The organism is Streptomyces sp. NPDC050732 (assembly GCF_040654255.1).
Taxonomy (GTDB): Bacteria; Actinomycetota; Actinomycetes; order Streptomycetales; family Streptomycetaceae; genus Streptomyces.
This window is the reverse complement of record NZ_JBFAHP010000014.1, coordinates 113644-137807: the sequence shown is the minus strand read 5'-3', so window position 1 is coordinate 137807 and position 24164 is coordinate 113644. Positions and strand designations below refer to the sequence as shown.

At 72.0% G+C, this 24164-nt stretch carries 18 protein-coding genes; 7 read left to right on the top strand and 11 right to left on the bottom strand.

Annotated elements, in window-relative coordinates; genetic code table 11:
* Positions 1-88 precede the first annotated feature (88 nt).
* Positions 89-2212: a DNA topoisomerase IV subunit B gene (locus AB0H82_RS15280; RefSeq protein ID WP_362992705.1), complete on the bottom strand. Its 2124-nt coding sequence runs from the start codon at positions 2210-2212 to the stop codon at positions 89-91.
* Between the two features lie 441 nt (positions 2213-2653).
* On the opposite strand from AB0H82_RS15280, the gene AB0H82_RS15275 reads away from it, so the two are divergent.
* The gene (locus AB0H82_RS15275) at positions 2654-2884 is read left to right on the top strand and encodes a hypothetical protein (RefSeq protein ID WP_362992703.1); all 231 of its coding nucleotides are present in this window, start codon (positions 2654-2656) and stop codon (positions 2882-2884) included.
* Positions 2885-3060: 176 nt separating this feature from the next.
* On the opposite strand, the gene AB0H82_RS15270 is transcribed toward AB0H82_RS15275, so the two are convergent.
* The 7 genes from AB0H82_RS15270 to AB0H82_RS15240 form a co-directional block, all read right to left on the bottom strand.
* Positions 3061-3891, bottom strand: coding sequence for a serine protease (locus tag AB0H82_RS15270; RefSeq protein WP_362992702.1), 831 nt, complete (start codon positions 3889-3891; stop codon positions 3061-3063).
* A 162-nt stretch (positions 3892-4053) separates the two neighbouring features.
* Entirely contained in the window at positions 4054-5598 is a 1545-nt protein-coding gene (locus tag AB0H82_RS15265; RefSeq protein WP_362992700.1) for an RNA polymerase sigma factor, read from the bottom strand.
* 471 nt (positions 5599-6069) lie between these two features.
* A complete protein-coding gene (locus tag AB0H82_RS15260; protein ID WP_362992698.1) occupies positions 6070-6957 on the bottom strand; it encodes an FCD domain-containing protein in 888 nt (295 codons plus the stop codon).
* A 162-nt stretch (positions 6958-7119) separates the two neighbouring features.
* Positions 7120-9036 (bottom strand): ATP-binding cassette domain-containing protein, encoded by a 1917-nt coding sequence (locus AB0H82_RS15255; RefSeq protein WP_362992696.1) that lies wholly within the window; start codon positions 9034-9036, stop codon positions 7120-7122.
* A gap of 166 nt (positions 9037-9202) precedes the next feature.
* Positions 9203-9964 carry an NUDIX hydrolase gene (locus AB0H82_RS15250; RefSeq protein ID WP_362992694.1) on the bottom strand — a complete coding sequence of 254 codons (762 nt, stop codon included), beginning with the start codon at positions 9962-9964 and terminating at the stop codon, positions 9203-9205.
* Between the two features lie 120 nt (positions 9965-10084).
* Complete coding sequence (locus AB0H82_RS15245; RefSeq protein ID WP_362992692.1) at positions 10085-12163, bottom strand: glycogen debranching N-terminal domain-containing protein; 2079 nt, start codon at positions 12161-12163, stop codon at positions 10085-10087.
* 162 nt (positions 12164-12325) lie between these two features.
* Entirely contained in the window at positions 12326-13699 is a 1374-nt protein-coding gene (locus tag AB0H82_RS15240; RefSeq protein WP_362992690.1) for a DUF4192 domain-containing protein, read from the bottom strand.
* Positions 13700-13946: 247 nt separating this feature from the next.
* Between AB0H82_RS15240 and AB0H82_RS15235 the strand changes: the two genes are divergently transcribed.
* The 4 genes from AB0H82_RS15235 (at position 13947) to argB (ending at position 17758) form a co-directional block, all read left to right on the top strand.
* Positions 13947-14603, top strand: coding sequence for an isochorismatase family protein (locus AB0H82_RS15235; RefSeq protein WP_362992688.1), 657 nt, complete (start codon positions 13947-13949; stop codon positions 14601-14603).
* A gap of 67 nt (positions 14604-14670) precedes the next feature.
* The gene (argC, locus tag AB0H82_RS15230; protein ID WP_362992686.1) at positions 14671-15711 is read left to right on the top strand and encodes an N-acetyl-gamma-glutamyl-phosphate reductase; all 1041 of its coding nucleotides are present in this window, start codon (positions 14671-14673) and stop codon (positions 15709-15711) included.
* On the top strand, positions 15708-16859 hold the full coding sequence (gene argJ / locus AB0H82_RS15225) for a bifunctional glutamate N-acetyltransferase/amino-acid acetyltransferase ArgJ (protein WP_362992684.1): 1152 nt from the start codon (positions 15708-15710) through the stop codon (positions 16857-16859). The genes argC and argJ overlap by 4 nt, the downstream gene beginning before the upstream one ends.
* Positions 16860-16876: 17 nt before the next feature.
* Entirely contained in the window at positions 16877-17758 is an 882-nt protein-coding gene (gene argB, locus AB0H82_RS15220; protein ID WP_362992682.1) for an acetylglutamate kinase, read from the top strand.
* A gap of 83 nt (positions 17759-17841) precedes the next feature.
* Here argB and AB0H82_RS15215 read toward each other — a convergent pair whose 3' ends face one another.
* Positions 17842-18309, bottom strand: coding sequence for a GNAT family N-acetyltransferase (locus AB0H82_RS15215; RefSeq protein WP_362992680.1), 468 nt, complete (start codon positions 18307-18309; stop codon positions 17842-17844).
* A 353-nt stretch (positions 18310-18662) separates the two neighbouring features.
* Between AB0H82_RS15215 and helR the strand changes: the two genes are divergently transcribed.
* On the top strand, positions 18663-20873 hold the full coding sequence (gene helR, locus AB0H82_RS15210) for an RNA polymerase recycling motor ATPase HelR (protein WP_362992803.1): 2211 nt from the start codon (positions 18663-18665) through the stop codon (positions 20871-20873).
* A gap of 34 nt (positions 20874-20907) precedes the next feature.
* On the opposite strand, the gene AB0H82_RS15205 is transcribed toward helR, so the two are convergent.
* Positions 20908-22473, bottom strand: coding sequence for an amidohydrolase (locus AB0H82_RS15205; protein WP_362992678.1), 1566 nt, complete (start codon positions 22471-22473; stop codon positions 20908-20910).
* Between the two features lie 74 nt (positions 22474-22547).
* Complete coding sequence (locus AB0H82_RS15200; protein WP_362992676.1) at positions 22548-22760, bottom strand: MbtH family protein; 213 nt, start codon at positions 22758-22760, stop codon at positions 22548-22550.
* A gap of 120 nt (positions 22761-22880) precedes the next feature.
* Here AB0H82_RS15200 and AB0H82_RS15195 point away from each other — a divergent pair, with 120 nt between their 5' ends.
* Positions 22881-24065, top strand: a complete 1185-nt coding sequence (locus AB0H82_RS15195) for an alpha/beta hydrolase-fold protein (protein ID WP_362992674.1) — start codon at positions 22881-22883, stop codon at positions 24063-24065.
* Positions 24066-24164: the final 99 nt, after the last annotated feature.

The window sequence follows — 24164 nt, the reverse complement described above, 5'->3', positions numbered from 1 at the left end:
CTTCACCCCATCAGGTGAAGGCGCCCAGCCGCCCCGCGGGAGCCGTGCGGTCCACCCGTGGGTGGAGAGCGCGGCTCCCTGGGCGGGGCTACGCGTCGATGCGGGAGCGGTCGAGTGTCGCGGCGGAGCTGGTGATGAACTCCTTGCGGGGCGCGACGTCGTTGCCCATCAGGAGGTCGAAGACCTGCTCGGCCGAGTCCAGGTCGGAGATGTTGATCCGGCGCAGGGTGCGGAACCGCGGGTCCATCGTGGTCTCGGCCAGCTGGTCGGCGTCCATCTCACCCAGGCCCTTGTACCGCTGGATGGAGTCCTTGTAGCGCACGTTCTTGCGCTGCAGCTCCAGCAGCGTCTCCCGCAGCTCCCGGTCGGAGTACGTGTAGATGTACTTGTCCTGGCCCTTCTTCGGCTGGCTCAGCTCGATGCGGTGCAGCGGCGGCACCGCGGCGAACACCCGCCCCGCCTCCACCATCGGCCGCATGTACCGCTGGAACAGCGTCAGCAGCAGGATCCGGATGTGCGCGCCGTCGACATCGGCGTCCACGAGCAGGATGATCTTTCCGTAGCGCGCCGCGTCGATGTCGAAGGTCCGGCCCGACCCGGCTCCTATCACCTGGATGATCGCACCGCACTCGGCGTTCTTCAGCATGTCCGTCACGGACGCCTTCTGCACGTTCAGGATCTTGCCCCGGATCGGCAGCAGCGCCTGGAATTCCGAGTTCCGCGCGAGCTTCGCGGTGCCGAGCGCGGAGTCGCCCTCCACGATGAACAGCTCGCTGCGCTCCACGTCGTCGCTGCGGCAGTCCGCGAGCTTCGCGGGCAGCGACGAGGACTCCAGGGCGGTCTTTCGCCGCTGGGCGTCCTTGTGCTGGCGCGCCGCGATACGCGTCCTCGCGGCCGCGACCGCCTTGTCCATGACCGCGCGGGCCTGCGCCTTCGCGTCGCGCTTGGTCGACGTCAGGAACGCCTTCAGCTCCTTGGCGATCACATTGGCGACGATGCGGTTGGCCGCGGAGGTGCCGAGCACCTCCTTCGTCTGGCCCTCGAACTGCGGCTCAGCGAGACGCACCGTGACGACCGCCGTGAGCCCCTCCAGGGCGTCGTCCTTGACGATGTCGTCCTCGGCGACGCGGAGCACCTTCTGGGCGCGCATCGCCTCGTTCATCGTCTTGGTCAGCGAACGCTCGAAACCGCTGACATGGGTGCCGCCCTTCGGAGTGGCGATGATGTTGACGAACGACTTGACCGTCGTGTCGTAACCGGTGCCCCAGCGCATCGCCACGTCCACGCCGAGCTCGCGGGTGACCTCGGTCGGCGTCATCTGGCCGTGGTCGTCCAGAACGGGGACGGTCTCCTTGAAGCTGCCCTGCCCGGAGAACCGCAGGACGTCGCAGACCGCCTTGTCCTGCGCCAGGTACTCGCAGAACTCGCTGATGCCGCCGTCGAAGCGGAAGGATTCCTCACCCTTCGTGCCGCCCTCGCCGAGACCGAACTCGTCCCGCACGATGATGGTCAGGCCCGGCACCAGGAACGCGGTCTGCCGCGCCCGCTGGTGCAGGTTCTCCAGGGACAGCTTGGCGTCCTTGAGGAAGATCTGCCGGTCCGCCCAGTAGCGCACACGGGTGCCGCTGCGGGCCTTGGGGATCTTCTTGACCTTGGTCAGCTTGGCGGAGGGATCGAAGGGCGCGTCGGGCCCGATCTTGGCGAAGGCGCCGGGGACGCCGCGACGGAAGCTGATCGCGTGGGTGTGCCCGGCGCGGTCGACCTCGACGTCGAGGCGCGCGGAGAGCGCGTTCACCACGGAGGCGCCCACGCCGTGCAGACCGCCCGATGCGGCGTACGAACCGCCGCCGAACTTTCCGCCCGCGTGCAGCTTGGTCATGACGACCTCGACTCCGGAGAGGCCGGTCTTGGGCTCGACGTCGACCGGGATGCCGCGGCCGTTGTCCCGGACCTCCACGGAGGCGTCGTCGTGGAGGATGACCTCGATGTGGTCGCAGTACCCGCCCAGGGCCTCGTCGACGGAGTTGTCGATGATCTCCCAGAGGCAGTGCATCAGGCCGCGGCTGTCCGTCGACCCGATGTACATGCCCGGACGCTTGCGGACGGCCTCAAGCCCCTCCAGGACGAGCAGGTGCCGCGCGGTGTAGTTGGAACCGTCCCGGTCTGCTCCTGTCAGCAATGCTGTGGACGGCACGGACGTCTCGGCGGTCACGCGGTTCGCTCCTCGCTGAATTTCAAGGGGAGTCCTTTGGGGTAAGGACGCGGCTTCGGTTGCCGGTCCGAGGGTACCGAGGCCTGGTAGAGCCGTTGTAACGCCACCCTCGTCTCAACTCAGACTAGTCCAGACTCGCATGCATGTTCGATCCCTCGATGGAGTGAAGCGCACGTCACGTTCCCTTCGAGGCATGAACCATTTAGGCTCCGGGCACGTCCTCATGAACAACCGGCAAGCCAGCCGGGGAGGATCTGACCTGACAGACAGCGCGAAACCGTAAGACACGTAAGAGACGCAATACGGCACATTCGCCGCCAACCGGCAACGACAACCTCCTCGGAAAGAAACTTCGAGGGAAAAGCCACGAGCGGGAACGTTTTCGGCCTGGTTGGATGTTGACCCTGGTACGACAGCTCGTCGAGCTAGAGAAGAGGCGACGTGACTACTGTTCTGACCCCCGCGAGCCCCCTGACGGCCGCTGATCGCTGCGACCGCTGCGGCGCCCAGGCATACCTGCGCGTCGTCCTGTTGAGCGGCGGTGAACTGCTCTTCTGCGCCCACCACGGACGTAAGTTCGAGCCGGAACTCAAGAAGATCGCCGCTGAGATACAGGATGAGACGGAGCGACTGACCGCCGTTCCCGACAGCAGCACCGAAGAGGAACGCTGACACCTCGCATCCACGACGAGCCAGCTCCGGCACACCAGGCCGGTGAACGGGCGGCCGTTCCTGCCGACAAAGCAGGAGCGGCCGCCCGCTCGCGTCACAGGGCCTCTCAGGCCCCTTCCCGGCCCTCCTGGGCGCCCTCTGGGTCCGACCCTCCGGCCCGGAGACCGCCGGATGCCTCAGCCCCGGGCGTTCACCGCCTCGACGACCTCGGAGATCCGCGTATAGACGCCCGGCCTGCCGGGGCGCCCACAGCCGCTCCCCCAGGACACGAGCCCGATGAGCCGCCCACGCGCGACCAGCGGCCCGCCACTGTCCCCCTGGCAGGCGTCCCGCCCACCACCCGTCTCACCGGCACAGAGCATGCTGCGGGCCACGAAGCGCCCGTCGGAACTGCCCGGATACGCCTTCTCGCACACCGCGTCGGCCAGGACCTCCACCCGTGCCGCGTGCAGCGTGCGGGCGTAGTCGCCGCTGCCCGTGGTGTCCCCCCAGCCGTAGACGGCGGCGCCCGTCCCCGGCTCGTACGCGGAATCACCCGGGCCCGCCATGCGGATCGTGTGCGTCTCGGGAAGCGGCTCGGCCAGGGTCAGTGCCGCGACGTCTCCGGAGTTCGTGTAGCCGTCGTACTCCGGGTTGACCCAGACCTTGCTCACCCGGACCTCCTCGCCCTCCGACGTCCCCAGGTCTCCGCGGCCGACGATGACCCTCAGGTCCGACACTTGGCCCAGCGGCACCCCCAGGACCTCCTTGGTCATGCAGTGGGCCGCCGTCAGGACGGTCGAGCGCCCGGTGACCACACCCCCGCAGAACTGCCCGGAGCGGTCACCGCCGAACCGGGCACGACTGGCGATCGCCACCACCCACGGACTCTCGGACACCTCCACCGGTGTGCCCCCGACGATCACGCTGTCGGCCACCGCGGGCGCCGGTGCAGCCAGTGGCAGGGCGGCGGCGGTGGCCGCCGCGACCAGCGCCCCGGTCCACGCTCGGGCGAAGGGACGACGCATGCGATCTCCTCACTCTGGGTTGCCAGTTAGTACCCCAGAGTCATGCAGTATCACCCACCCCGCACCCGCACCCCGCGCACGCGCGCGAAAGGCCCGGAGCCGCGTACTGCGGGCTCCGGGCCTTTCGTCGTGCTTCGGCAACCGCCGAGGCGGCCGGCGTGCCTAGTCGAGGTAGTCGCGCAGGACCTGCGAACGCGACGGGTGGCGCAGCTTCGACATCGTCTTCGACTCGATCTGACGGATGCGCTCACGCGTCACTCCGTAGACCTTGCCGATCTCGTCGAGGGTCTTGGGCTGGCCGTCCGTGAGGCCGAAGCGCATGGAGACCACGCCCGCCTCGCGCTCGGAGAGGGTGTCCAGGACGGAGTGCAGCTGCTCCTGGAGGAGCGTGAAGCTGACCGCGTCGGCCGGCACGACCGCTTCGGAGTCCTCGATGAGGTCACCGAACTCGCTGTCGCCGTCCTCACCCAGAGGGGTGTGGAGGGAGATCGGCTCACGGCCGTACTTCTGGACCTCGATGACCTTCTCCGGGGTCATGTCGAGTTCCTTGGCCAGCTCCTCCGGAGTGGGCTCACGGCCCAGGTCCTGGAGCATCTGGCGCTGGACACGGGCCAGCTTGTTGATGACCTCGACCATGTGCACCGGGATACGGATGGTGCGGGCCTGGTCGGCCATGGCGCGGGTGATCGCCTGACGGATCCACCAGGTGGCGTACGTGGAGAACTTGTAGCCCTTGGTGTAGTCGAACTTCTCGACCGCGCGGATCAGACCGAGGTTGCCCTCCTGGATGAGGTCCAGGAAGAGCATGCCGCGGCCGGTGTAGCGCTTGGCCAGGGAGACCACCAGGCGGAGGTTGGCCTCCAGGAGGTGGTTCTTGGCGCGGCGGCCGTCCTCGGCGATGATCTCCAGCTCGCGCTTGAGCTTCGGGGCGAGCTTGTCGGCGTTGGCCAGCTTGTCCTCGGCGAACAGGCCGGCCTCGATGCGCTTGGCGAGCTCGACCTCCTGCTCGGCGTTGAGCAGCGGGACCTTGCCGATCTGCTTCAGGTAGTCCTTGACGGGGTCGGCGGTGGCGCCGGCCGCGGCGACCTGCTGGGCCGGCGCGTCGTCCTCGTCCTCGTCGGACAGCACGAAGCCCTGGGCGCCCTCCTCGGCGGGCTCGCCCTCGCCGGGCTTGCCGGCGGCGGGTGCCTCCTCGGTGACCTCGTCGTCCAGGAGCTCGTCGGCGTCCTTCTTGGAGGTGGTCTTCTTGGCCGCCGTCTTCTTGGCGGTGGTCTTCTTGGCGACGGCCTTCTTCGCCGTCGTCTTCTTGGCTGCGACCTTCTTCGCGGGCGCGTCCTCGGAGGCACCGTCCGCGGTCGGTGCCTCAGTGGCGGCGGTGGCGGTGGGCTTCGCCGTGGCGGCCTTGGCGGCGACCGTCCTGGTCGCGGTGCGCTTGGCCGGGCTCTTCGCTGCGACGCTCTTGCGGGGGCGCTTGGGCTCCGCGGCACTGACCATCAGCGTCACACCCTCTTCCTCGAGGATCTGGTTGAGGCTGCGCAGAACGTTCTTCCACTGGGTGGCCGGGATCTGGTCAGCTTCGAAGGCACGACGCACGTCATCGCCGGCGATCTGCCCATCAGCCTTTCCCCGCTCGATGAGCGCCATGACAGAGACGGATTCGGCGATCTCCGGCGGGAGCGTACGGGATGTGCTGGCCGACACGAACAACCTCTCGGAACGTTGGAAAACGGCTTCCGGCCCCGTCCATTGTGGACCGGAGCCGACGACCGGCGGCTGGGGATTGTGCCGACGGCGCGGGCGGGGGCCGGGGAGCTGCACAGCGTCGCGGACGACGTCTGTATTCCCTCCTCGGCTATCACCTCTTAGGTCATCGCGCTGTTCCTTGGAGCGTTACGCCCAATCTACGTGGCCCGAGTCACACCACGTAAGCGCACAAAAGCATCCATACACGGTCAGAAGCCACCTATACGCATGCACGAATGATCCCCGGATGCCCCGCGAAGAAACCCCCCACATTCGTGTCGCCGGACTCCGTCGAGCTCCTGAGGAGCCCGTGGGGGTCCGGCGACACGGGGCAGCGGCGGCGGGAGTCGTCGACGGTCGCGGAGTGGCGTACGCGACGGCTCGGCGCCGCCGCGGGGCACGCGCACGACAGCGGCGCCGGGGGCGGCCGCGCGGTCAGTGCTCGCGCGGGGCGGGCACGACGCGCTCCATCTCGGGGTGGACGACGAGCAGCTGCCGCATGGCGGCCTCGGCGCCGGCTCCGTCGCCCGCCGCGAGGCCCTCGACGACGCGGGAGTGGTGCACGAGGGAGGCCTCGGTGGGACGGTCGCAGCCGGTGGTCGGCCCGCCCGAGACCTGCAGGGCGGCCGAGACGATGCCGGACAGGTGCTCCAGCATGCGGTTGCCCGCGACCTGGATGAGCAGCGAGTGAAACTCCGCGTCGGCGCGGGAGAAGGTGATCACGTCACCCTGGCCCAGCGCGTGCCCCATGATCTCGACCATGTCGGAGAGGCGCTGCTGCACCTCCTCGCGGCCGTGCCCCGCGGCGAGGCGGGCGGCGAGGGGCTCGATCATCCAGCGCAGCTCGCCGAGCTCGCGCCGCTGGTCGTCGCGCTGGGGGCCGAAGGCCCGCCACTCGATGATGTCGGGATCGAGCAGGTTCCAGTCGCTGACGGGGCGCACGCGCGTGCCGACGTTGGGCCGGGCGCTGACGAGGCCCTTGGCCTCAAGTACACGGAGGGACTCGCGGACGACGGTGCGGGAGACCTCGAAGCGCTGGCCGATCTCCTCGGGAACGAGGGGGCGGTCGGCTCCGAGGTCGCCGGAGACGATCATCTGGCCCAGCTGCTGGACGAGTTGACCGTGCAGCCCGCGGCCGCGACTTCCGGCGGCGCGCCGGCCCATGCGCCCCAGATCCTGGTCGGGGCCGTCCCACACGGGGGCGACGACGCGGTCGCCACCGGCGGGCTCCGCGTACGGGTATCGGTCGAGGTCGCCCGGTCCTGCGAGGCCGGAGTCGGCGGAGCGGGCGGTGGTCATCATGGTGTGCGCAAGGGTACTCACGGATCAGTTGTCGGCGCTGTCTCCAACTCCCTTGAGGTCTTTGGTGAAAAGCACACGAAAGGGTGATCGCTTACCCCGCCGCAATTGACGCCTTATCGGAAAGAAACGGACGCCCTTCGGGGAGTTGCGCACAGCGTCTCTCCGGAAGGCCGCGGACGACCCTCAGCGGGCCCTCGCGCGCGTCGCCGTGAGCAGATAAGTGCAGAGCAGAGCGGTGAGCGACAACATCAGCGCGCCGCCCACGGGTTGGGCGATCATGCGCACTCCCGCCGCCAGATACCGCTCGGCACCGAACGGCCACTGCACCAGAGCGAGGTCCCTGAGTCGCGCGGGAAGTCCGGCCGCGGATCGCACAGACGGTCCCTCGACGGCCTTCTGTACGAGGGGTACGACGACGATCGGCACCGCGAGCACCGCGGCGAGGCCCGCCGCCGTGGACCGGAAGACACCCGCGGCAAGCACCCCGGCCCAGGCGCAGCCCGTCACCAGGGCCACCCAACTCACGCTCAGCGAAAGCCAGTCGGCGGGAACCTTTGTGAGCTCGTCTCCGTATACAAGGTGGAGCAGCGCGGCGTCGGAGGCCACCGCGACGATGCTCAGCAGCAGTGCGGTGGCGGCCGCGACGAGCAGTTTGGCGCCGAGCATCCCGAGGCGGCGCGGGACGGTGCCCCGGTCCGCGGCGAGCGCGGGGTGGCGGAACTCGTCGCCGAAGGCGAGGGCTCCCAGCAGCCCGGCGCCAAGGGCCGCGGGCGGCAGGGGAAGTTCGTGCGGCCAGGCCGCGAGGAGGCGTGGCTGCGGCGTGTGCCCGCTCCGCGCCAGGAAGACGCAGAGCAGGGCGGAGCAGGCGAGGACGGCGGCCAGGGTGAAGTAGCCCGCGCCGACGCCCAGCAGACGACGCACTTCGTAGCGCAGGGGGTTGAGGGGGCTTCGGCTGGGGCGGACGGTGATGGGGGGCGGCAGGGAGGACAACGCGCCTCGCGGGGCGTGTGGGGCCTGCGGGCCCTGCGCGGCTTCGGAGAGGGTGTCGGGGCACGTGGCCGCGGTGTCGAGCGGGACGGTGTCGTCGCCTTCAAGCGGAAGCGGAAGCGGAGGCGCTTCTTGCGGGTCCCTGGCGGCAGTGATCGTGATCGCAGTACGAGGTGGCTCCACAGACACCGACTGCTGCGGCGATTGCGGCTGCGGCTGCGGCTGCGGCTGATTCGAGGGGCCCGTGTCGCCGATCTCGTCGGCGAGTTGGTGGACGAGGATGCCGTGCCGGTACGCGGTCTCTCCCACGTCGGCGCAGTTGCTTCCGTACACGGAGAGCCTGTTGCCGTCCTCCGTGACCACCTCGATCGAGCGCCGGTCCGCGCGTGCCTCTTTGGCGAGCAGGGCGCCGAGGCGGGCGGCGTGCGGGCTCCGGACGGCGACGCGGGGGCGGAGCCTGGTCCGGGCGAAGTCCGCGGCCTCCTGGTCGGCGACCAGCCGTCCCGACTCCAGAGTGACGACGCGGTCGGCGGTCCGAGCGGCCTCCTTGGAGTCGTTCGTGGTGAACAGGACCGTGCCGCCCTGGTCGGCGTGGGCCCGCAGGATTCCGTGCAGCCACGCGCTCTCGCGGGCCGAGAGGCCCTCACCCGGCCCGTCGAGGACGAGCGCGTGCGGGTCGGCGAGCAGCGCGCACGCGAGCCCCAGGCGGCGGTCCATGCCGCGCGAGAGGGTGCCGAGGCGCTCCTCCCTGAGGCTGACGAGCCCGACGGCCTCCAGGACGTCGTCGGCGCGCCCGGCGGGCACGCCCACGGCCGCGCAGAGCATGCGCAGATGGCCGCGGACCGAGCGCGCGGGGTGCCCGGGGACCTCGCCGAGAAGGACGCCCACCTCACGAGAGGGCCGGGCGATGCGGTGCAGTGGGCGGCCTCTGAAGTAGGTGATTCCACGGCCCTGTTGGAGTTCGAGCATCAGCCGCAGCACCGTGGTCGCGTCGGCGGTATCGGCGTCGAGCAGCGCCGTTACGTGGCCGGTGCGCGCCTCGAAGGACACGTCGTCCACGGCGGGCGGGAGCTCCTGGCGGGGATTGCTGGTCAGTCCGATGGCCTGGATCATCGCTTCTCTCGCAGGATGTGCGACCGCTCGGCGGCCGGGGCCCGTCCGCCGGATCGGGGACGGACGAACCCCGTGGGTACTGCAGCAAGATAACGCGACATTTACGGCTTTTCGGTCAGGGCTTGGGCCAGTTGTGTCCCTGCCGGACCGCCGTCGGACTTCGCCGTCAGACTTCGGGGCGCAGCATCGGCGGGTTGAGGAGCGTCGCGCCGCCCGCGCGGAAGAGCTGGGCGGGGCGGCCGCCCTGCCGGGTGGTGGTCCCGCCGGTGGGCACGAGGAAGCCGGGCGTGCCGGTGACCTTGCGGTGGAAGTTGCGCGGGTCGAGGACGACGCCCCAGACCGCCTCGTACACCCGCCGCAACTCGCCGACGGTGAACTCCGGCGGGCAGAAGGCGGTGGCCAGCGAGGAGTACTCGATCTTGGAGCGGGCGCGCTCCACGCCGTCCGCGAGGATCTGGGCGTGGTCGAAGGCGAGCGGCGCCGCCTGTTCGTCCTCGCGGCCGTAGCCCCCCTGCTGGAGCAGGGCCTCGACCGGGGCCCAGCGGGCGCTGTGGGCGTCGCCGCCGGCCCTGGGCGCGGGCAGGTCCGGCGCGAGCGCGAGGTGGGCCACGCTGACCACGCGCATGCGCGGGTCGCGCTTGGGGTCGCCGTAGGTGGCGAGCTGTTCGAGATGCGCTCCGTTGGCCTGGGCGGGGGCGTCGGGGTCGTGGGCGCACAGGCCCGTTTCCTCGATCAGCTCGCGCGCGGCCGCCGCCGACAGGTCCTCGTCGGCTCGTACGAAACCGCCGGGGAGCGCCCAACGTCCCTGGAACGGCTGCTCACCGCGCCGCACGGCCAGTGCGCAGAGCGCGTGCCGGCGCACGGTCAGCACGACCAGGTCGACGGTGACTGCGAAGGGCGGGAAGGCCGACGGGTCGTAGGGCGACATGCCGCGATCATAGTCGTCTGCCTGACGATAAACACCTCCTTCGTCCATTGCTTCACGGTTCGGGGCGCCGGGCCGGGTCGGCCGTTCCCCCGGCGCGCCGCCGCGCGCGGTCCGGCGGGGTCACACCCCCAACTGGAGCCCGTCGGCCGCCTCCTCGACCATGGCGAGGCCGAGCCGGGTGACCCGCACGGAGAACGGGGCTCCCGCGACGCTCAGCGCGCTCAGCCCCAGCTCGCCCAGCGGGACGCTGCGGACCGGGCTCAGCTTCACCGTGCGGGCGGGCGCGTCGGGCCGGATCCCGGCGAGCGCCACGAGGACGTGCACCCCCGCGGCCGCGGCGGTGGCGGCCGGGCGGCAGGCGGCCGGGTGCGGCAGCGGGGCACCGCCCTCGGTGCGCTGCTCCCCCGCGTACATCTCGGGCAGCCGGTGGCCGAAGGACTCGGCCGCGGAGAGCAGGCCGCGCAGCAGCGAGTCGGCCTCCTTCTCGTATCCCGCCGCGGCCAGCCCCGCGACGGCGATCGCCGTCTCGTGCACGCGGACGGCGCCGCCCCGGTGTCCGAACGGGTTGTATGCGGCCTCCTTGGCGCCGAGACTGCGCAGCCCCCAGCCGGAGTCCATGGCGGGGCCGCCGAGCAGCCGGGCGAGTTGCCCGGTCCTGACCTTGTCGAGCAGTCCTGGGGCGTGGGTTCCGGATTCGAGCAGGCCGGTGTCCAGGAGGTGGGCCGCTCCGCCGGTGAGGTGCGGCACGGGCCGCCCGTCGGCGAGGCGGGCGGCGGCGGGTCTGCCGCCGGCCCGGTCCTCCACCCAGAACTCGTCCTGGAACGCGGAGCGCAGTCGTGCGGCCCATTGCCGCAGACCGGTGGGGTCCGCGCGGCCGTGCGCGTCGAGCAGGTCGGCGCCGAGGAGCGCGGCGCGGTGGGCGTGGGCCTGGATCTCGCCGCGCGCGAGCCCACCGGGACGGGCGTCGGACAGGAACGTGCCGTCGCCGACCGAGGTGCGCAGCCACCGCAGGCACCGCTCCGCGGCGGGCAGCAGTTCCTCGACCTCCGGCCCGGGGAGCCCCCAGCGCCACGCCTCCGCGAGGAGCACCGGGAAGAGCAGGGTCGCCTCGGTGCCCGTGCAGCCGGGCGGCAGGTGCGGTCCCGCGTCCCGCAACGGCCCGGGGATCATGCCGGAGCGAGGGCCCGCTTCCGTGAGTTGGCTGCGGGCGAGGGTGCGCAGCGTCCCGAGGGCGATGCGCGTGCCCAGCGGCAGCGCCATGCGGGCGGCGGCCAGCGCCTCGGCCGGGGCGAGTCCGCAGCGCCACGGCGCCCCCGCGGCCGGGTACAGGTCGGTCGGATGCCGGGGGTCGCGCAGCAGCAGCGCCTGCAGGTCCTCGACGGACCGGGCGAGGAGCGGCTGGACCCGCGGGTCGTCGCCGGCGGCCCGTGCCCCGGATCCCGAGCGGGACGCGCCGTGGCCCGCGGCCCGGGCCGGCCCGGCGCCGTCGGACCGCACTCGCAGCTCCACGCTGCGGGAGGCGCCCGGCGGCAGGTTCATCTCCCAGCGCAGCAGGCCCGCGGATGCCAGGGCGTCCGCGGGCGCGGGGTCGGCCGTGACGAGACAGTGGGCCGTGGCGGAGGACCAGCGCATGCCGGAGTCGTGCACGGTGGCGGGCAGTTCGGGTCCGGCTCTGCCCGAGGCGACCGCGCCGACCTCGGCGAGGTCCGTGCCGAGTGAGACTTCGAGGGGCAGCCGCAGGGGGCGCCCGGAGGCGCTGTGCAGCGTGATGCGCTCCGTGCCGTCCGCGTGGCGGATCCGCTCGACGACGACCTCGGGGTCCGGGCCGCCGTCCGTCGAGAGGCGCAGCGTCGCGACGAAGCGGGCGCTGTCCGCGGACAGCATGCGGGCCTGCACGGCGACCGGTTCGCGTCCCGCCACCCGCACCTGGCATCGGGACAGGGTGCGACGCCCCGCGCGGTAGAAGCCCTCCAGTCCTCGGCCGGTCAGTTGCCCCTGGTCCGTCGAGATCGCGAGGGCGGGCAGGGCGACGCAGGTCAGCAGAGCGTGCGCGGGCGGGAGCTCGGCGGGGCCGCGGGGCGCCGGGGCCGGGGGCAGAGCCGGTGCCGGTGCCGGTCCGCGGGAGAAGGAGGTGGGGGCCGACGCGGCTCGCCGGCGCCCCTCTCTGTCGAAGACGGAAGACGGAGCGGGAAGAGACATGGGCAGCTTCTTCTGCGTTGTCTGCGCTACGGGAGGTCGGAGGAGGTGCGGCGGCGCGACCCGCCTGCGGGTACCGCCACTCAGGTGAACGGGTCGACCCGGCCCCAAGTAACGCCCCTTGGCGGGAAGCCGACCATCTGGCCCAGCACCGGAACCGCGCGCTCACTGGTCGTCCCTCGCGCCGCGCCTGGTGGTGTGGCGACGAGTTCGGGGGCCTGGGCCCGGGCCGCCGGGGGCTCGTGAACCGCCGGCTGTGCCAGGGCCGCCGGAAGTCCGGGGGCCGTCGCCCGCCGCCGAGCGGTGCGGCCGTCGGCGGCGGCGCCGCGGAGAAGCGTCTTCCGATGCCTCGGGGGCCACCGCGCCCGGTACCGCCTCGCTGCCGCGGCCGTCCCGCCTCCTCCGCAGGCAGCGGCGGATCGACTCGGGATCCAAGTCCTCGTTGCAGGCGCGGTTGAGGAGGAGGGCGAAGGTGTAGTCGGCGTCGGCGCGCAGCGCCATGTCGAGGGCCTCCTGGCCTTCCGCGAGGTCTCCGAGGGACCAGGCGACCCAGCCCGCGAGGGACAGCGGTGCCGCCGCGTGCTCCATGTACGCACCGACGCAGCGCCTGGCCAGGGCCCTCCAGAGGCGCAGCGCGGGCGGCCCGTCGGCGCCTTCCATCCATTCCGCCGCGCGGTCGCGGGTCGCCCTGGCCTGGAGGCCGAAGATCAGGGCGGCCGCCTCGTCGTGGGCGATCAGCTCGTCGTCCCTGTTGTCCGCGTCGAGGGGGGCGGGCAGCGCGGGAGAGGCGGCCAGCCGTGCCATGATCCGGCGGGCCAGGTCGAGTGTCTCGGCGGCGACTCCGTGGACGTCCTGATCGCTTCCGTCGTCTTCGAGATCCTCCTCGCTCAGCATCCTCGGGACGAGTTCGAGTGCTGCCGCGTCGAGCGCGCGCTCCTGGTCCGTCGCCGCCGCGGTGTTCCAGGGGGTCAGCCGTCCCCTGATCTCGCTCTGCGTGGCGCTCGCCCGGACGCCCATGTAGGTCGCGGCGGCCGCCAGGACCGAGGTGCCCGGGCTGAGCAGAGGGGTGCCCTCCGGCGGGCAGCAGCGGGTGTCCGGGCAGCAGTACGTCCAGAAGCGGCCCGCCGAGATGCACACGACTTCGAACACCGGCACGTCAAGGCGGCCGCACGCGGTGCGCAGCACTTGCGCCAGTGGCCGCAGGCGCGCCACGACCTGCTGTCCCGTCTCCGCGCCGACGGGCTCCTGACAGAGGAAGGCGACGATCCCGTCGGGGCGCTCTCCCCTCCTCTCGCATCCGCTCACCAGGCACCGGGCCAGCTGCTCCGCGACGCAGCGCCAGTCCCCCGCGCGCTCGGGGATGCCGAGGCGGGCGCGGCCGCCGAACCGCCCCCGCTCGCCGTGCAGGGCGATGAGCACGACGCTCTCCTCGGGCTTGAATCCGAGCAAGTACGGCAAGGCGTCCGCCAGTTCGGCCGGGGTGCGCAGGGTGACCACCGGCTCGTCGAGCGGGTCGGCTGCTTCGCTGTGATTCGTCATGCGCCGACTCTCCCGCGGATCGCAGGATTCCTGTTGGCCCTGTGGATAACCCCGGTCAGGGGCACGCCAATGGTTATCCACAGGCCCAGCGAACTCGCCCGCTCCGGCGTCAAGATGTGTCTCACACCAGCGCTCAGCTGACCGGCCGACCCAATCAGCCGTGGGGCTATTTAGGTTAGGCTAAGCTAAGGTCAACTCGCAGTTCGGACCCAGCGGTGCGCGCGTCTTCAGGGGAGGGAAATCACCCATGGGCCTACCCGCCATCGGCTCCTACCCGATGCCGGACCGCACCGCCCTCCCCCGGTCGCATGTCTCCTGGAGGATCGATCCGGTGCGTGCCGCGCTGTTGGTCCACGACATGCAGAACCACTTCGTGGGCGCGTTCCCCACGGGGCGTTCCCCGGTGGTGGAGCTCGTCGACAACATCGCGACGCTTCGGGAACTCGCGGCGACACTGGGCATACCCGTGGTCTTCAGTGCGGAGCCGGCCGAGCAGGAGCCCGGGCAGCGAGGGCTCGTCGCCGACATGTGGGGGCCGGGCATAGGGGACGAGCCGGGCGCCGCCGCCATCGTCGCGCCGCTCACCCCCCGCCCCGGCGAGCACCTGTTGTCGAACGTGCGCCACAACGCCTTCCTCCGCAGCCACCTCGGCAGACTGCTGCGGTCGAAAGGCCGCGACCAGCTGATCATCTGCGGGGTGTACGCACACCTGGGTGTCCTGCTGACCGCGGCCGACGCCTTCATGAACGACATACAGCCGTTCGTCGTCGCCGACGCGGTGGCCGACCTCTCCGCCGAGGAGCACACGTTGGCGCTTCGCTGGGCGGCACGCACCGGCATGGTCTGTACGACCGACGGTCTGCTACGCGGCCTGCTCCTGCACAGGGAGCCGAACCACGCCTGAGACACGCGGGGCGCACGGGCAGCCAGACGGACAGCCAGACAGACGGACACCACGAGAGACGGAGACCATGACAGTACGGGCCGCGGTGGCCGGAGCCAGTGGCTATGCCGGCGGGGAGATCCTCCGCCTGCTGGTGTCGCATCCGGAGGTCGAGATCGGCGCGGTGACCGCGCACAGCAGCGCGGGGCGGCGACTCGGGGACGTACAACCGCACCTGGCCGCCGTCGCGGACCGGACCCTGGAGGAGACGTCGGCCGCGTCCCTGCGCGGCCACGACGTGGTGTTCCTCGCGCTGCCGCACGGGCAGTCCGCGGCGCTGGCGCGCCAGTTGGAGGCGAGCACGCTCGTCGTGGACTGCGGGGCGGACTTCCGGCTGCGGGACCCGGACGACTGGGAGCGGTTCTACGGCTCCCCGCACGCCGGGACCTGGCCCTATGGGCTGCCCGAACTGCCGGGGGCGCGGGATGCGTTGAAGGGCGCCGACCGCGTCGCCGTGCCGGGTTGCTACCCGACGGCGGTGACCCTGGCGCTCTTCCCCGCCTTCCTGGCCCGGCTGGTGGAGCCGGAAGCCGTCGTCGTCGCCGCCAGCGGTACGTCCGGGGCGGGCCGGGTGGCCAAGCCCCACCTGGTCGGTTCCGAGGTGATGGGCTCGATGACGCCCTACGGAGTCGGCGGCGGCCACCGGCACACCCCGGAGCTGACGCAGAACCTGTCCCACGTCGCGGGCGAGCACGTGACCGTGTCCTTCACCCCGACCCTGGCACCGATGCCCCGCGGCATCCTGGCGACCTGCTCGGCGCGCCTGCGCCCCGGCATACCGGCCGACACCGCCGAGGACGAGGTGCGCGCCGCCTACGAGAACGCCTACGCCGACGAGCCCTTCGTACGCCTGCTGCCGCCCGGCTCCTGGCCTTCCACCGGCGCCGTCCTCGGCTCCAACACCGCCCAGCTGCAGGTGGCGGTGGACACCGCCGCTCGCCGGGTCGTCTGTGTCAGCGCCATCGACAACCTGACCAAGGGCACCGCGGGTGGCGCGGTGCAGAGCATGAACGTCGCCCTCGGCCTTCCCGAAGGAATGGGCCTGCCCATGAACGGAGTGGCTCCGTGAGCGTGACCGCTGCCCGGGGATTCCTCGCGAGCGGAGTCTCCGCCGGGCTCAAGGAGTCCGGCGCCCCTGACCTGGCGCTGGTGGTGAATCGCGGGCCTTCGAGCGCCGCGGCCGGCGTCTTCACCTCGAACCGCGTCCAGGCCGCACCCGTGCGCTGGTCCCGGCGCGTGATCGCGGACGGCACGCTGACCGCGGTCGTCCTCAACTCCGGTGGAGCCAACGCCTGTACGGGCCCCGCGGGCGAGGACGACACCCGGGCGATGGCCGAGCACACGGCGCGGGCCGTGGGCACCGAGCCCGGTCGGGTCGCGGTGTGTTCGACCGGCCTCATCGGCGTTCGGTTGCCCATGGAGCGCGTGACGGCGGGCATCGAGTCCGCGGCGGCACGGCTGTCGGACGACGGCGGCGAGTCCGCCGCGGTCGCGATCAAGACGACCGACTCGGTGCACAAGACGGCGGTGGCGGCCGGTCCCGGCTGGACCGTGGGCGGCATGGCGAAGGGCGCGGGCATGCTGGCCCCCGGACTCGCGACCATGCTGGTGGTCCTCACCACCGACGCCGACGTGAGCGCCGCGCTGCTCGACTCCACGCTCCGTGAGGCGGTACGCACCACCTTCGACCGGGTGGACTCCGACGGCTGCATGTCCACCAACGACACCGTGCTGCTGCTCGCGTCGGGTGCCTCGGGGGTGCGGCCGGACCCGGCCGAGTTCGCCGAGGCCGTGCACGGCGTCTGTCTCGACCTGGCGCTCCGGCTCGTCGCGGACGCGGAGGGCGCCTCCAAGGAGATCGAGATACGAGTGGTCGGCGCCGCGTCCGAGCAGGACGCCGTGACGGTCGGCCGGTCGGTGGCCCGCAACAACCTCCTCAAGTGCGCCCTGCACGGCGAGGACCCGAACTGGGGCCGTGTCCTTTCGGCGATCGGCACCACCTCCGCCGTCTTCGACCCGGACCGCCTCGACGTGGCCATCAACGGCGTATGGGTGTGCCGGGACGGCGCGGCGGGTGAGCCGCGGGACGGCGTGGACCTGTCGGAGCGTCAGGTGACGGTCACCGTCGACCTGCGCTCGGGCGGGGCGGCGGCGACGATCTGGACGAACGACCTCACTGCGGCGTACGTCCACGAGAACAGCGCGTACAGCTCGTGAACGGAGTAGAGGCAGACATGCGAACGGTCGTCAGGGAGCACGCACAAGTCTCCGAGGAACTGCGGGGCAGCGTGGTCGTCGTGAAGTTCGGCGGTCACGCCATGGTCGACGCCGAGCTGCAGCGGACCTTCGCGCGTGACGTCGTGGACCTGTGGCACGCGGGCCTGCGCCCCGTCGTCGTGCACGGCGGCGGCCCGCAGATCAACGCGATGCTCGACCGGCTCGGTCTGGAGACCCGGTTCGCGGCGGGCATGCGGGTGACGACGCCGGAGACCATGGAGGTGGTCCGCATGGTGCTGACCGGCCGGGTCCAGCGGGATCTGGTCGGCCACATCAACGCCCACGGGCCCTTCGCCGTGGGCATGACGGGCGAGGACGCGCACACGATGACGGCCGTGCGGCGGTCCGCCTGGGTGGACGGCCGGGCGGTGGACATCGGTCTCGTCGGCGACATCGTGGACGTGAACACCGGTGCGGTGCGCACGCTTCTGGAGCAGGGCCACATCCCGGTCGTCTCCCCCGTGGCACGCGGCGAGGACGGTCAGATCTACAACGTCAACGCCGATCTCGCGGCGTCGGCCCTGGCCGTGGCCCTCGACGCCGAACGCCTCGTGATGCTCACCGACGTGGAGGGGCTGTACGCGAACTGGCCGCACAGCACCGAGGTGATCGAGCGCCTGACGGCCGATGCGCTGGACGGGCTGCTGCCGGAGCTGGCAAGCGGGATGCTGCCGAAGATGGAGGGGTGCCTGCGGGCCGTCCGCGGCGGCGTGCGCAAGGCGCACGTTCTCGACGGGCGGGTGCCGCACGCGGTGCTGCGGGGCATCCTGGGGAAGACCAGCCCCGGCACGACCGTGGTTCCCGACAGCACTTCGGACCTCGCCGAGTGCGCCGTCTGACCGCGTCGCGGCCCCGGCCCGGCCCGGCCTGGCCCGTGTCGTGTCGTGTCGTGTCGTGTCGTGTCGTGTCGTGTCGTGTCGTGTCAGAGGCTCCGCGCGAGTATCCGCGCGTTGCGCCGGGGGTCGAGGGAGCGTGCCCAGGACGGGGGTGCCAGGCGCGCGTCCGCGGGGGCGAATCCGTAGCGGAGGAAGAGATCGCCGCCGCCCGTCGTCGCCGTGAACAGGGCGCTGAGCGACTTGGCGTGCGCCGCGGCCAGTACGGCGCGCAGCAGCCCGGCGCCCACTCCGCGGCCCTGCCGGTGCCCTGCCACGCAGAAGTTGTACAGAACGCCCGTGGCCTTGCGACCCTCCGCCGGATCGGCCGGGTGCACGCGGAGTCCCACGCAGCCCTCCAGGGGGCTGCCCGGTACGTCCATGACGAGGAAGTCGGCAGCGTGGGCCGCGTAGAGCGAGGGCGGGCGCTCCCGCAGCGCACCGGACCGTACGAAGGGGCGGGACAGGGCGACGAGTGCGGCGGCGTCCTCCTCGCGAGCGGCGCGTACGGTGGACATACCCTCGGTGAGCTCGCGCTGCGGCGGGGCAGGGCGCGGCGTAGCCGTGATCAAGGCTGGACCTTCCTCGGTGTTCCACGAACGAAGACGGCTCGTAGCCGTGTCACTGCCGTGTCCCCTCAACGGGACAGCGATAAGGTTAGCCTTACCTAACTAGCGAGTCCAGCGGGGGTGGATCTTCGGACACACCGAGGGCCGGGCCGAGGACCGAGACCGAGGGGCCGGGTCCGGAAACAAGAAAAGGCAAGAGGGAGTAGTCACCTCTTGCCACTCTCAACTTATAGCGCACAGGGGGGCTTGCGGCAAGGCCCCGGTCGTCCCGGACAATCACTCGCCTAAGCCTGATCCTGCGGATATCGGAGACCCCCCTGACCACCAGTGCGTTCAACCTGCCCGCCAACCTTTCGGCCAAGGCCGACCCGGCGCTGATCGGCCGCGACGAACAACACTTCGCCGCCATCGCGGAGAGCCTCGACCAGGCCATCGGCGAACTCTCCGGCCGTCTCGACGTCCTGCGCAAGGCGCCCGGCGGTATCGGCCGGGAGGCGATGGACCGGGACTCGGAGATCCACCGGCTGAGCAGCCGGCTGCGCACCCTGCGCCGCTTCGGCCTCGACCTGTGTCTGGGGCACGTCGTCACCACGGACGACGCCGACGCGGAGCCTCTCTACATCGGACGCCTCGGCCTCACCGACAGCGAGGGCAACCGGCTCCTCGTCGACTGGCGGTCGCCCGCGGCCGAGCCGTTCTTCGCGGCGACCCACGCCAACCCGATGGGGCTGGCGAGCCGCCGCAGGTACCGCTGGACCAGCGGCCGGATCAGCGACTACTGGGACGAGGTGTTCACCGCCGACGGCCTCGAACACCACGCCGCGCTCGACGACCAGTCCGCCTTCATCGCCAGCCTGGGCGGCACCCGGTCGGCCCGGATGCGCGACGTGCTCGGCACCATCCAGGCCGACCAGGACGCCATCATCCGCGCGAGCTCCCGCGGCGCCCTCGTCGTCGACGGCGGGCCGGGCACCGGCAAGACGGTCGTCGCCCTGCACCGCTCCGCGTACCTCCTCTACTCCGACCCGCGCCTCGGCAAGAACCGGCGCGGCAGCGTGCTCTTCGTCGGCCCGCATGAGCCCTACCTCGGTTACGTCGCCGACGTCCTGCCCAGCCTGGGCGAGGAGGGCGTGCAGACCTGCACGCTGCGGGACCTCGTCGCCGAGGGCGCCGCCGCGGGCCCCGAGGCCGACCCGGCGGTGGCCCGCCTGAAATCGTCGGCGGACATGGTGAAGGCGGTCGAGAAGGCCGTCGCGTTCTACGAGGAGCCGCCGACCGAGGCCGTCACGGTCAGGACACCCTGGGCCGAGGTCCGGGTGAGCCGTGCCGACTGGGCCGAGGCGTTCCGGGCGCCGGGTCCGGCGACCGCGCACAACGAGGCGCGCGAGCTGATCTGGGAGGAGCTGGCCACGATCCTCATGGACAAGCAGGGCATGGACGAGGAGGAGGACGGCGTCTCCCCCGAGATGTTCCTGCGGTCGCTGCGCCAGGACAGGGAACTCGTCACGACCCTCAACCGCGCGTGGCCGCTGCTCGAAGCCGCCGATGTCGTCTCCGACCTGTGGACGGTCCCCGCGTATCTGCGGATGTGCGCGCCCTGGCTCGACCGCGACGACGTCATGAGGCTGCAGCGCAAGGACGCCCCCCAGGCCTGGACCGTGTCGGACCTGCCGATCCTGGACGCGGCGCGGCAGCGGCTCGGTGACCCAGCGGCGGCACGGCGCAAGCGGCGGCACGACATCGCGGTCGCCGCCGAGCGCGAGCGCATGTCCGCCGTCATCGACCAGATCCTCGCGGCCGCCGACTCCGCCTCGGCCGGGGACGACAGCGAGGGCGCCGTGCGGATGCTGCACGGCAAGGACCTCCAGGACAGCCTGATCGACGAGAGTGCGCTGCCCACCGAGGACCCGGACCGGCTCGCGGGCCCGTTCGTGCACGTCGTCGTGGACGAGGCGCAGGAACTGACCGACGCGGAGTGGCAGATGCTGCTGCTGCGCTGCCCGTCCCGGAGCTTCACCATCGTCGGTGACCGCGCCCAGGCGAGGCACGGCTTCACCGAGTCGTGGGAGGAGCGCCTGGCGCGGGCCGGGATCGACCGGATCACGATGGCCTCCCTGAGCATCAACTACCGCACGCCTGAGGAGGTCATGGCGGAGGCCGAGCCGGTCATCCGGGCCGAGCTCCCCGACGCGAACGTGCCGACGTCCATCCGCAGCAGCGGCGTGCCCGTCGTGCACGGGGCGGTCATGGACCTGGAGTCGGTGCTCGACGACTGGCTCGCCGCGCACGAGGGCGGGGTCGCGTGCGTCATCGGCAACTCCGCGTTCCACGAGAAGTTCCAGGCTCCGCCGCGGGTGAGCTGTCTGACCCCGGAGCTGTCGAAGGGCCTTGAGTTCGACCTGGTCGTGCTCGTCGAGCCGGACACGTTCGGTACGGGGATCGAGGGGGCGGTCGACCGCTATGTCGCGATGACGCGGGCCACCCGGCAGCTCGTGATCCTCACGGGCTCCTGAGGCCGGGGGAAGGTACGCCTACTGCCACCGCCCGCTACCCCGTCGCGCGACCGTCGACGTAGGTCGCCGCCACCTCGATGGCGCCGATGCGCGACGTGTCGACGCGGCGGGGGTCGTCGCCGAGCACGACCAGGTCGGCGCGCTTGCCCGGGGTGAGGCTGCCCAAAGTGTCCTCCCAGTGGCAGGCGTGGGCGCCGGCGACCGTGTAGGCATGCAGGGCCTCGTCGACGGTGATGCCTTCGCCCGGGCCGATGACCTGGCCCGACGCGGAGGCGCGCTCGACCATGAACTGGATGGCGCGCAGCGGCGAGCCGTCCGTGACGGGGCGGTCGGAGCTGCCGACGAGAGGGATGCCGTGGTCGAGGAAGCCTCGGCCGCGGTAGAGCCAGGGCGCCCTTTCCCTACCCATGATCGCCGCGTAGTCGTCACCGAAGTACCGCAGGAAGTTGGGCTGTACGACCGCGCTGACGCCGAGCCGTGCGAAGCGCGGGAGCTGGTCGGGGCGGATCAGTCCGGCGTGCTCGACACGGTGCCGGGCGGCGGGGCGCGGCCGCAGGCGCTGGGCGCGCTCCAGGGCGTCCAGGGCGAGGTCGGCCGCGCGGTCGCCGATCGCGTGGACGGCGAGCTGCCAGCCCGCGAGGTGGCCGTCCACGATCGTGTCGGCGAGCGCCTGCGGGTCGTCCTGCAACTGGCCCGCGTGGTCGAGGCCTTCGTACGGCGTGCTCAGCGCGGCGGTACGGGCCATCATGCCGCCGTCGGTGTAGATCTTGAGCGCGCCCACGGAGAGCCGGTCGTCGCCGAACCCGGTGCGCAGGCCGAGGTCGAGCGCCCTGGGGATGCCGTCGGCCGCGTGCGCGGCGACCGGGTTGAGCCGGTCCGCGGACACCATGAGCTGGACGCGGAGCGGCAACAGGCCTTCTTCGCGGGCGAGTTGGTAGGCGCCCAGCTCGACCGGGCTGTGGCCGAAGAGGGTGCCGCCGATGCCCGCCTCGGCGCAGGCGGTGACGCCCTCGGCCAGACAGGTCCGGGCGGCGCGCCCGATCGCTTCGGCCAACTCGCGCTGGGAGTACGGGAGACGCAGCGCGCGGGCGGCGCCCATCGCACCCTCGGCCAGAAAGCCGTTGTCGTGCGGGATGCCGGCGGGGAGCAGGTCCAGTACGGCGGAGTTGACGACGCAGCCGTGCCCGGACTCGTGCAGCAGGAACACCTTGCGGCCGTGGCTGACCCGGTCCAGTTCGGCGGCGGTCAGATGGCGGCCGAGGGCCCGCTGGTCGTAGCCGACGAGGCTCAGCCAGGAGCCGGCGGCGCCCTCGCGGGCGGCCGCCGCGTCCACCACGGCGAGCACGTCGTCGATCCGCGTGCGGCCCGCGATGCTCAAGGTGGTCTCCTTGAACCCGGTCCAGGCCAGGTGCACATGGGCGTCGACGAAGCCGGGCAGCACGGTGGCGCCCTGCAGATCGATCACCTCGCGCGCGGGCAGCGAGGTCACGGCCTCGTCCAGGCCCGCGATCCGGCCCCGCCAGATGCCCAGCTCGTGGGCGACGGGACGGTCCGGATCCATGGTGAGGAAGCGCGCGTTCGTCAGTCTGGTGCAGAGCATCGACGGTGTCCCTCCGCGTGGTGCGACGCGTGGTGGTACGCGTACGGGGCGCGCGCGGGGCGGCGCCGGGGAGGTCAGCCGTCCATGGAGGCCGCGAGGGAACGCGGGCGCAGGTCGGTCCAGTTGGTCTCGATGTATGCCAGGCAGGCGTCCCGCGTGTTCTCCTCGAAGGCGACGGTCCACCCGCCGGGGACCTCGGCGAAGGACGGCCAGAGCGAGTGCTGCCCCTCGTCGTTCACCAGGACCAGGAAGCGGCCTTCGGGGTCGTCGAAGGGGTTGGTGCTCATGTGTCGGTGCCTCCTTGGGCGTGACGGAAGTATCTTGGGCCGGACCGAAGGATTAGGTTAGGCTCCCCTAAATTAATGCGAGCTTAGCCTTTCTTCCTTCCCTCTCACAAGGAGACGTTCATGCGCCTGGCGGCCGACACGGACAGTGCCTTCGCCGAGTTCGGACTGCCCGGCGAGCCCGGCACCGACGCGTTCTGGGAGGCTGCGGCGGCTGCTCGTACTCCCGCGTGCGTACGCGCCGACGGTGAGGGTGACGCGGACGGTGACGGTGACGGCGGCTGGAGGGCGCTCTTCCTGTGGCGCGGGTCGGCCGCGAGTGTCGTGTTCGAGAGCTGGTCGGAGCCGGTGCCCCTGCGCCGGTGGGCCGACACGGACTGCTGGTACGCGGAAGTGCGCATGCCCGCGCGGCTGCGGGTGACCTATCAGATCCTCGCGGACGGCGAGGCGGGCGGCGAGGCGTACGCCGACCCCCTCAACCCGGAGGGTGCGGGCGGGGACCGATCCATCGCCGCGACCCCGGACGCCCCGGCCCAGCCCCACTGGCCCTCCGTCGGCCCCGACGACATCCTGCCGCTGCCGAGCACCCGGATCCGGTGGGCCAGCCAGCGGCTCGGCGGGCGGCGTACCGTGCGGGTCCACGCGGCGGGCGGGGGCGGGCCGTTGGTCCTGCTGCTCGACGGGGACGACTGGCTGTACCTGCACCCGGCGGTGACCGCGTTCGACTCGGCCGTCGCCGCCGGTGACATCCCTCCCGTCACCCTCGTCTTCCTGCCGGCCAAGGACCGGGAGGCCGAGTTCGCGTGCGACCCCGCGCTGTGGGAGGCCGTCCGGGACGAACTGCTGCCGCTGGTCGCGGAGTGCGGCGTGCCCGCCGACCCGGAGCGGCTGGTGGTCGTGGGGCAGAGCCTCGGCGGGCTGAGCGCGGTGTACGCGGCGCTGGAGTTCCCGGAGTTGGTGTCCCGCGTCGCCTGCCAGTCGGGGTCGTTCTGGTGGACGCCCGAGGCGGTGGGTTCGGCGGATCCGTTGGGGGGGCCGGTGGGGGGTGCCGTCGCTGCGCGGCTGGCGGCGGATCGGCCCGACCTGTCCGGTCTGCGGATCGCCTTCGATGTGGGGGAACACGAGACGCGGATGCTGCCTCACTGTGAGCTGACGGAGGCGTTGGTTCGGGGGGCCGGGGCGGGGGTCAAGGTCTCTCGGGGGGCGTATGGGCATGATCGGGTGGGATGGCGGGGGGCGGTGGTGAGGGATGTGGCTTGGGTGCTTGGTGCTTCGCTGGGGGGTGGGGGGGTGCGCGCGGGGCGGTGAGGGCTTTGCGCAGTTCCCCGCGCCCCTGGACACACCCCCCGCCGTCCGCCGCCCGCGGGCCCGTGGGGGTTTTCGCGCAGTTCCCCGCGCCCCTGGACA

What these genes read in the sequence shown, in the direction of transcription:
- AB0H82_RS15270 (WP_362992702.1), bottom strand. Translation starts at nt 3,891, where the DNA reads ATGCGTCGTCCCTTCGCCCGAGCGTGGACCGGGGCGCTGGTCGCGGCG.
- AB0H82_RS15255 (WP_362992696.1), bottom strand. Translation starts at nt 9,036, where the DNA reads ATGATCCAGGCCATCGGACTGACCAGCAATCCCCGCCAGGAGCTCCCG.
- AB0H82_RS15250 (WP_362992694.1), bottom strand. Translation starts at nt 9,964, where the DNA reads ATGTCGCCCTACGACCCGTCGGCCTTCCCGCCCTTCGCAGTCACCGTC.
- AB0H82_RS15245 (WP_362992692.1), bottom strand. Translation starts at nt 12,163, where the DNA reads ATGTCTCTTCCCGCTCCGTCTTCCGTCTTCGACAGAGAGGGGCGCCGG.
- AB0H82_RS15240 (WP_362992690.1), bottom strand. Translation starts at nt 13,699, where the DNA reads ATGACGAATCACAGCGAAGCAGCCGACCCGCTCGACGAGCCGGTGGTC.
- AB0H82_RS15235 (WP_362992688.1), top strand. Translation starts at nt 13,947, where the DNA reads ATGGGCCTACCCGCCATCGGCTCCTACCCGATGCCGGACCGCACCGCC.
- argC (WP_362992686.1), top strand. Translation starts at nt 14,671, where the DNA reads ATGACAGTACGGGCCGCGGTGGCCGGAGCCAGTGGCTATGCCGGCGGG.
- argB (WP_362992682.1), top strand. Translation starts at nt 16,877, where the DNA reads ATGCGAACGGTCGTCAGGGAGCACGCACAAGTCTCCGAGGAACTGCGG.
- AB0H82_RS15215 (WP_362992680.1), bottom strand. Translation starts at nt 18,309, where the DNA reads ATGTCCACCGTACGCGCCGCTCGCGAGGAGGACGCCGCCGCACTCGTC.
- AB0H82_RS15205 (WP_362992678.1), bottom strand. Translation starts at nt 22,473, where the DNA reads ATGCTCTGCACCAGACTGACGAACGCGCGCTTCCTCACCATGGATCCG.
- AB0H82_RS15200 (WP_362992676.1), bottom strand. Translation starts at nt 22,760, where the DNA reads ATGAGCACCAACCCCTTCGACGACCCCGAAGGCCGCTTCCTGGTCCTG.
- AB0H82_RS15195 (WP_362992674.1), top strand. Translation starts at nt 22,881, where the DNA reads ATGCGCCTGGCGGCCGACACGGACAGTGCCTTCGCCGAGTTCGGACTG.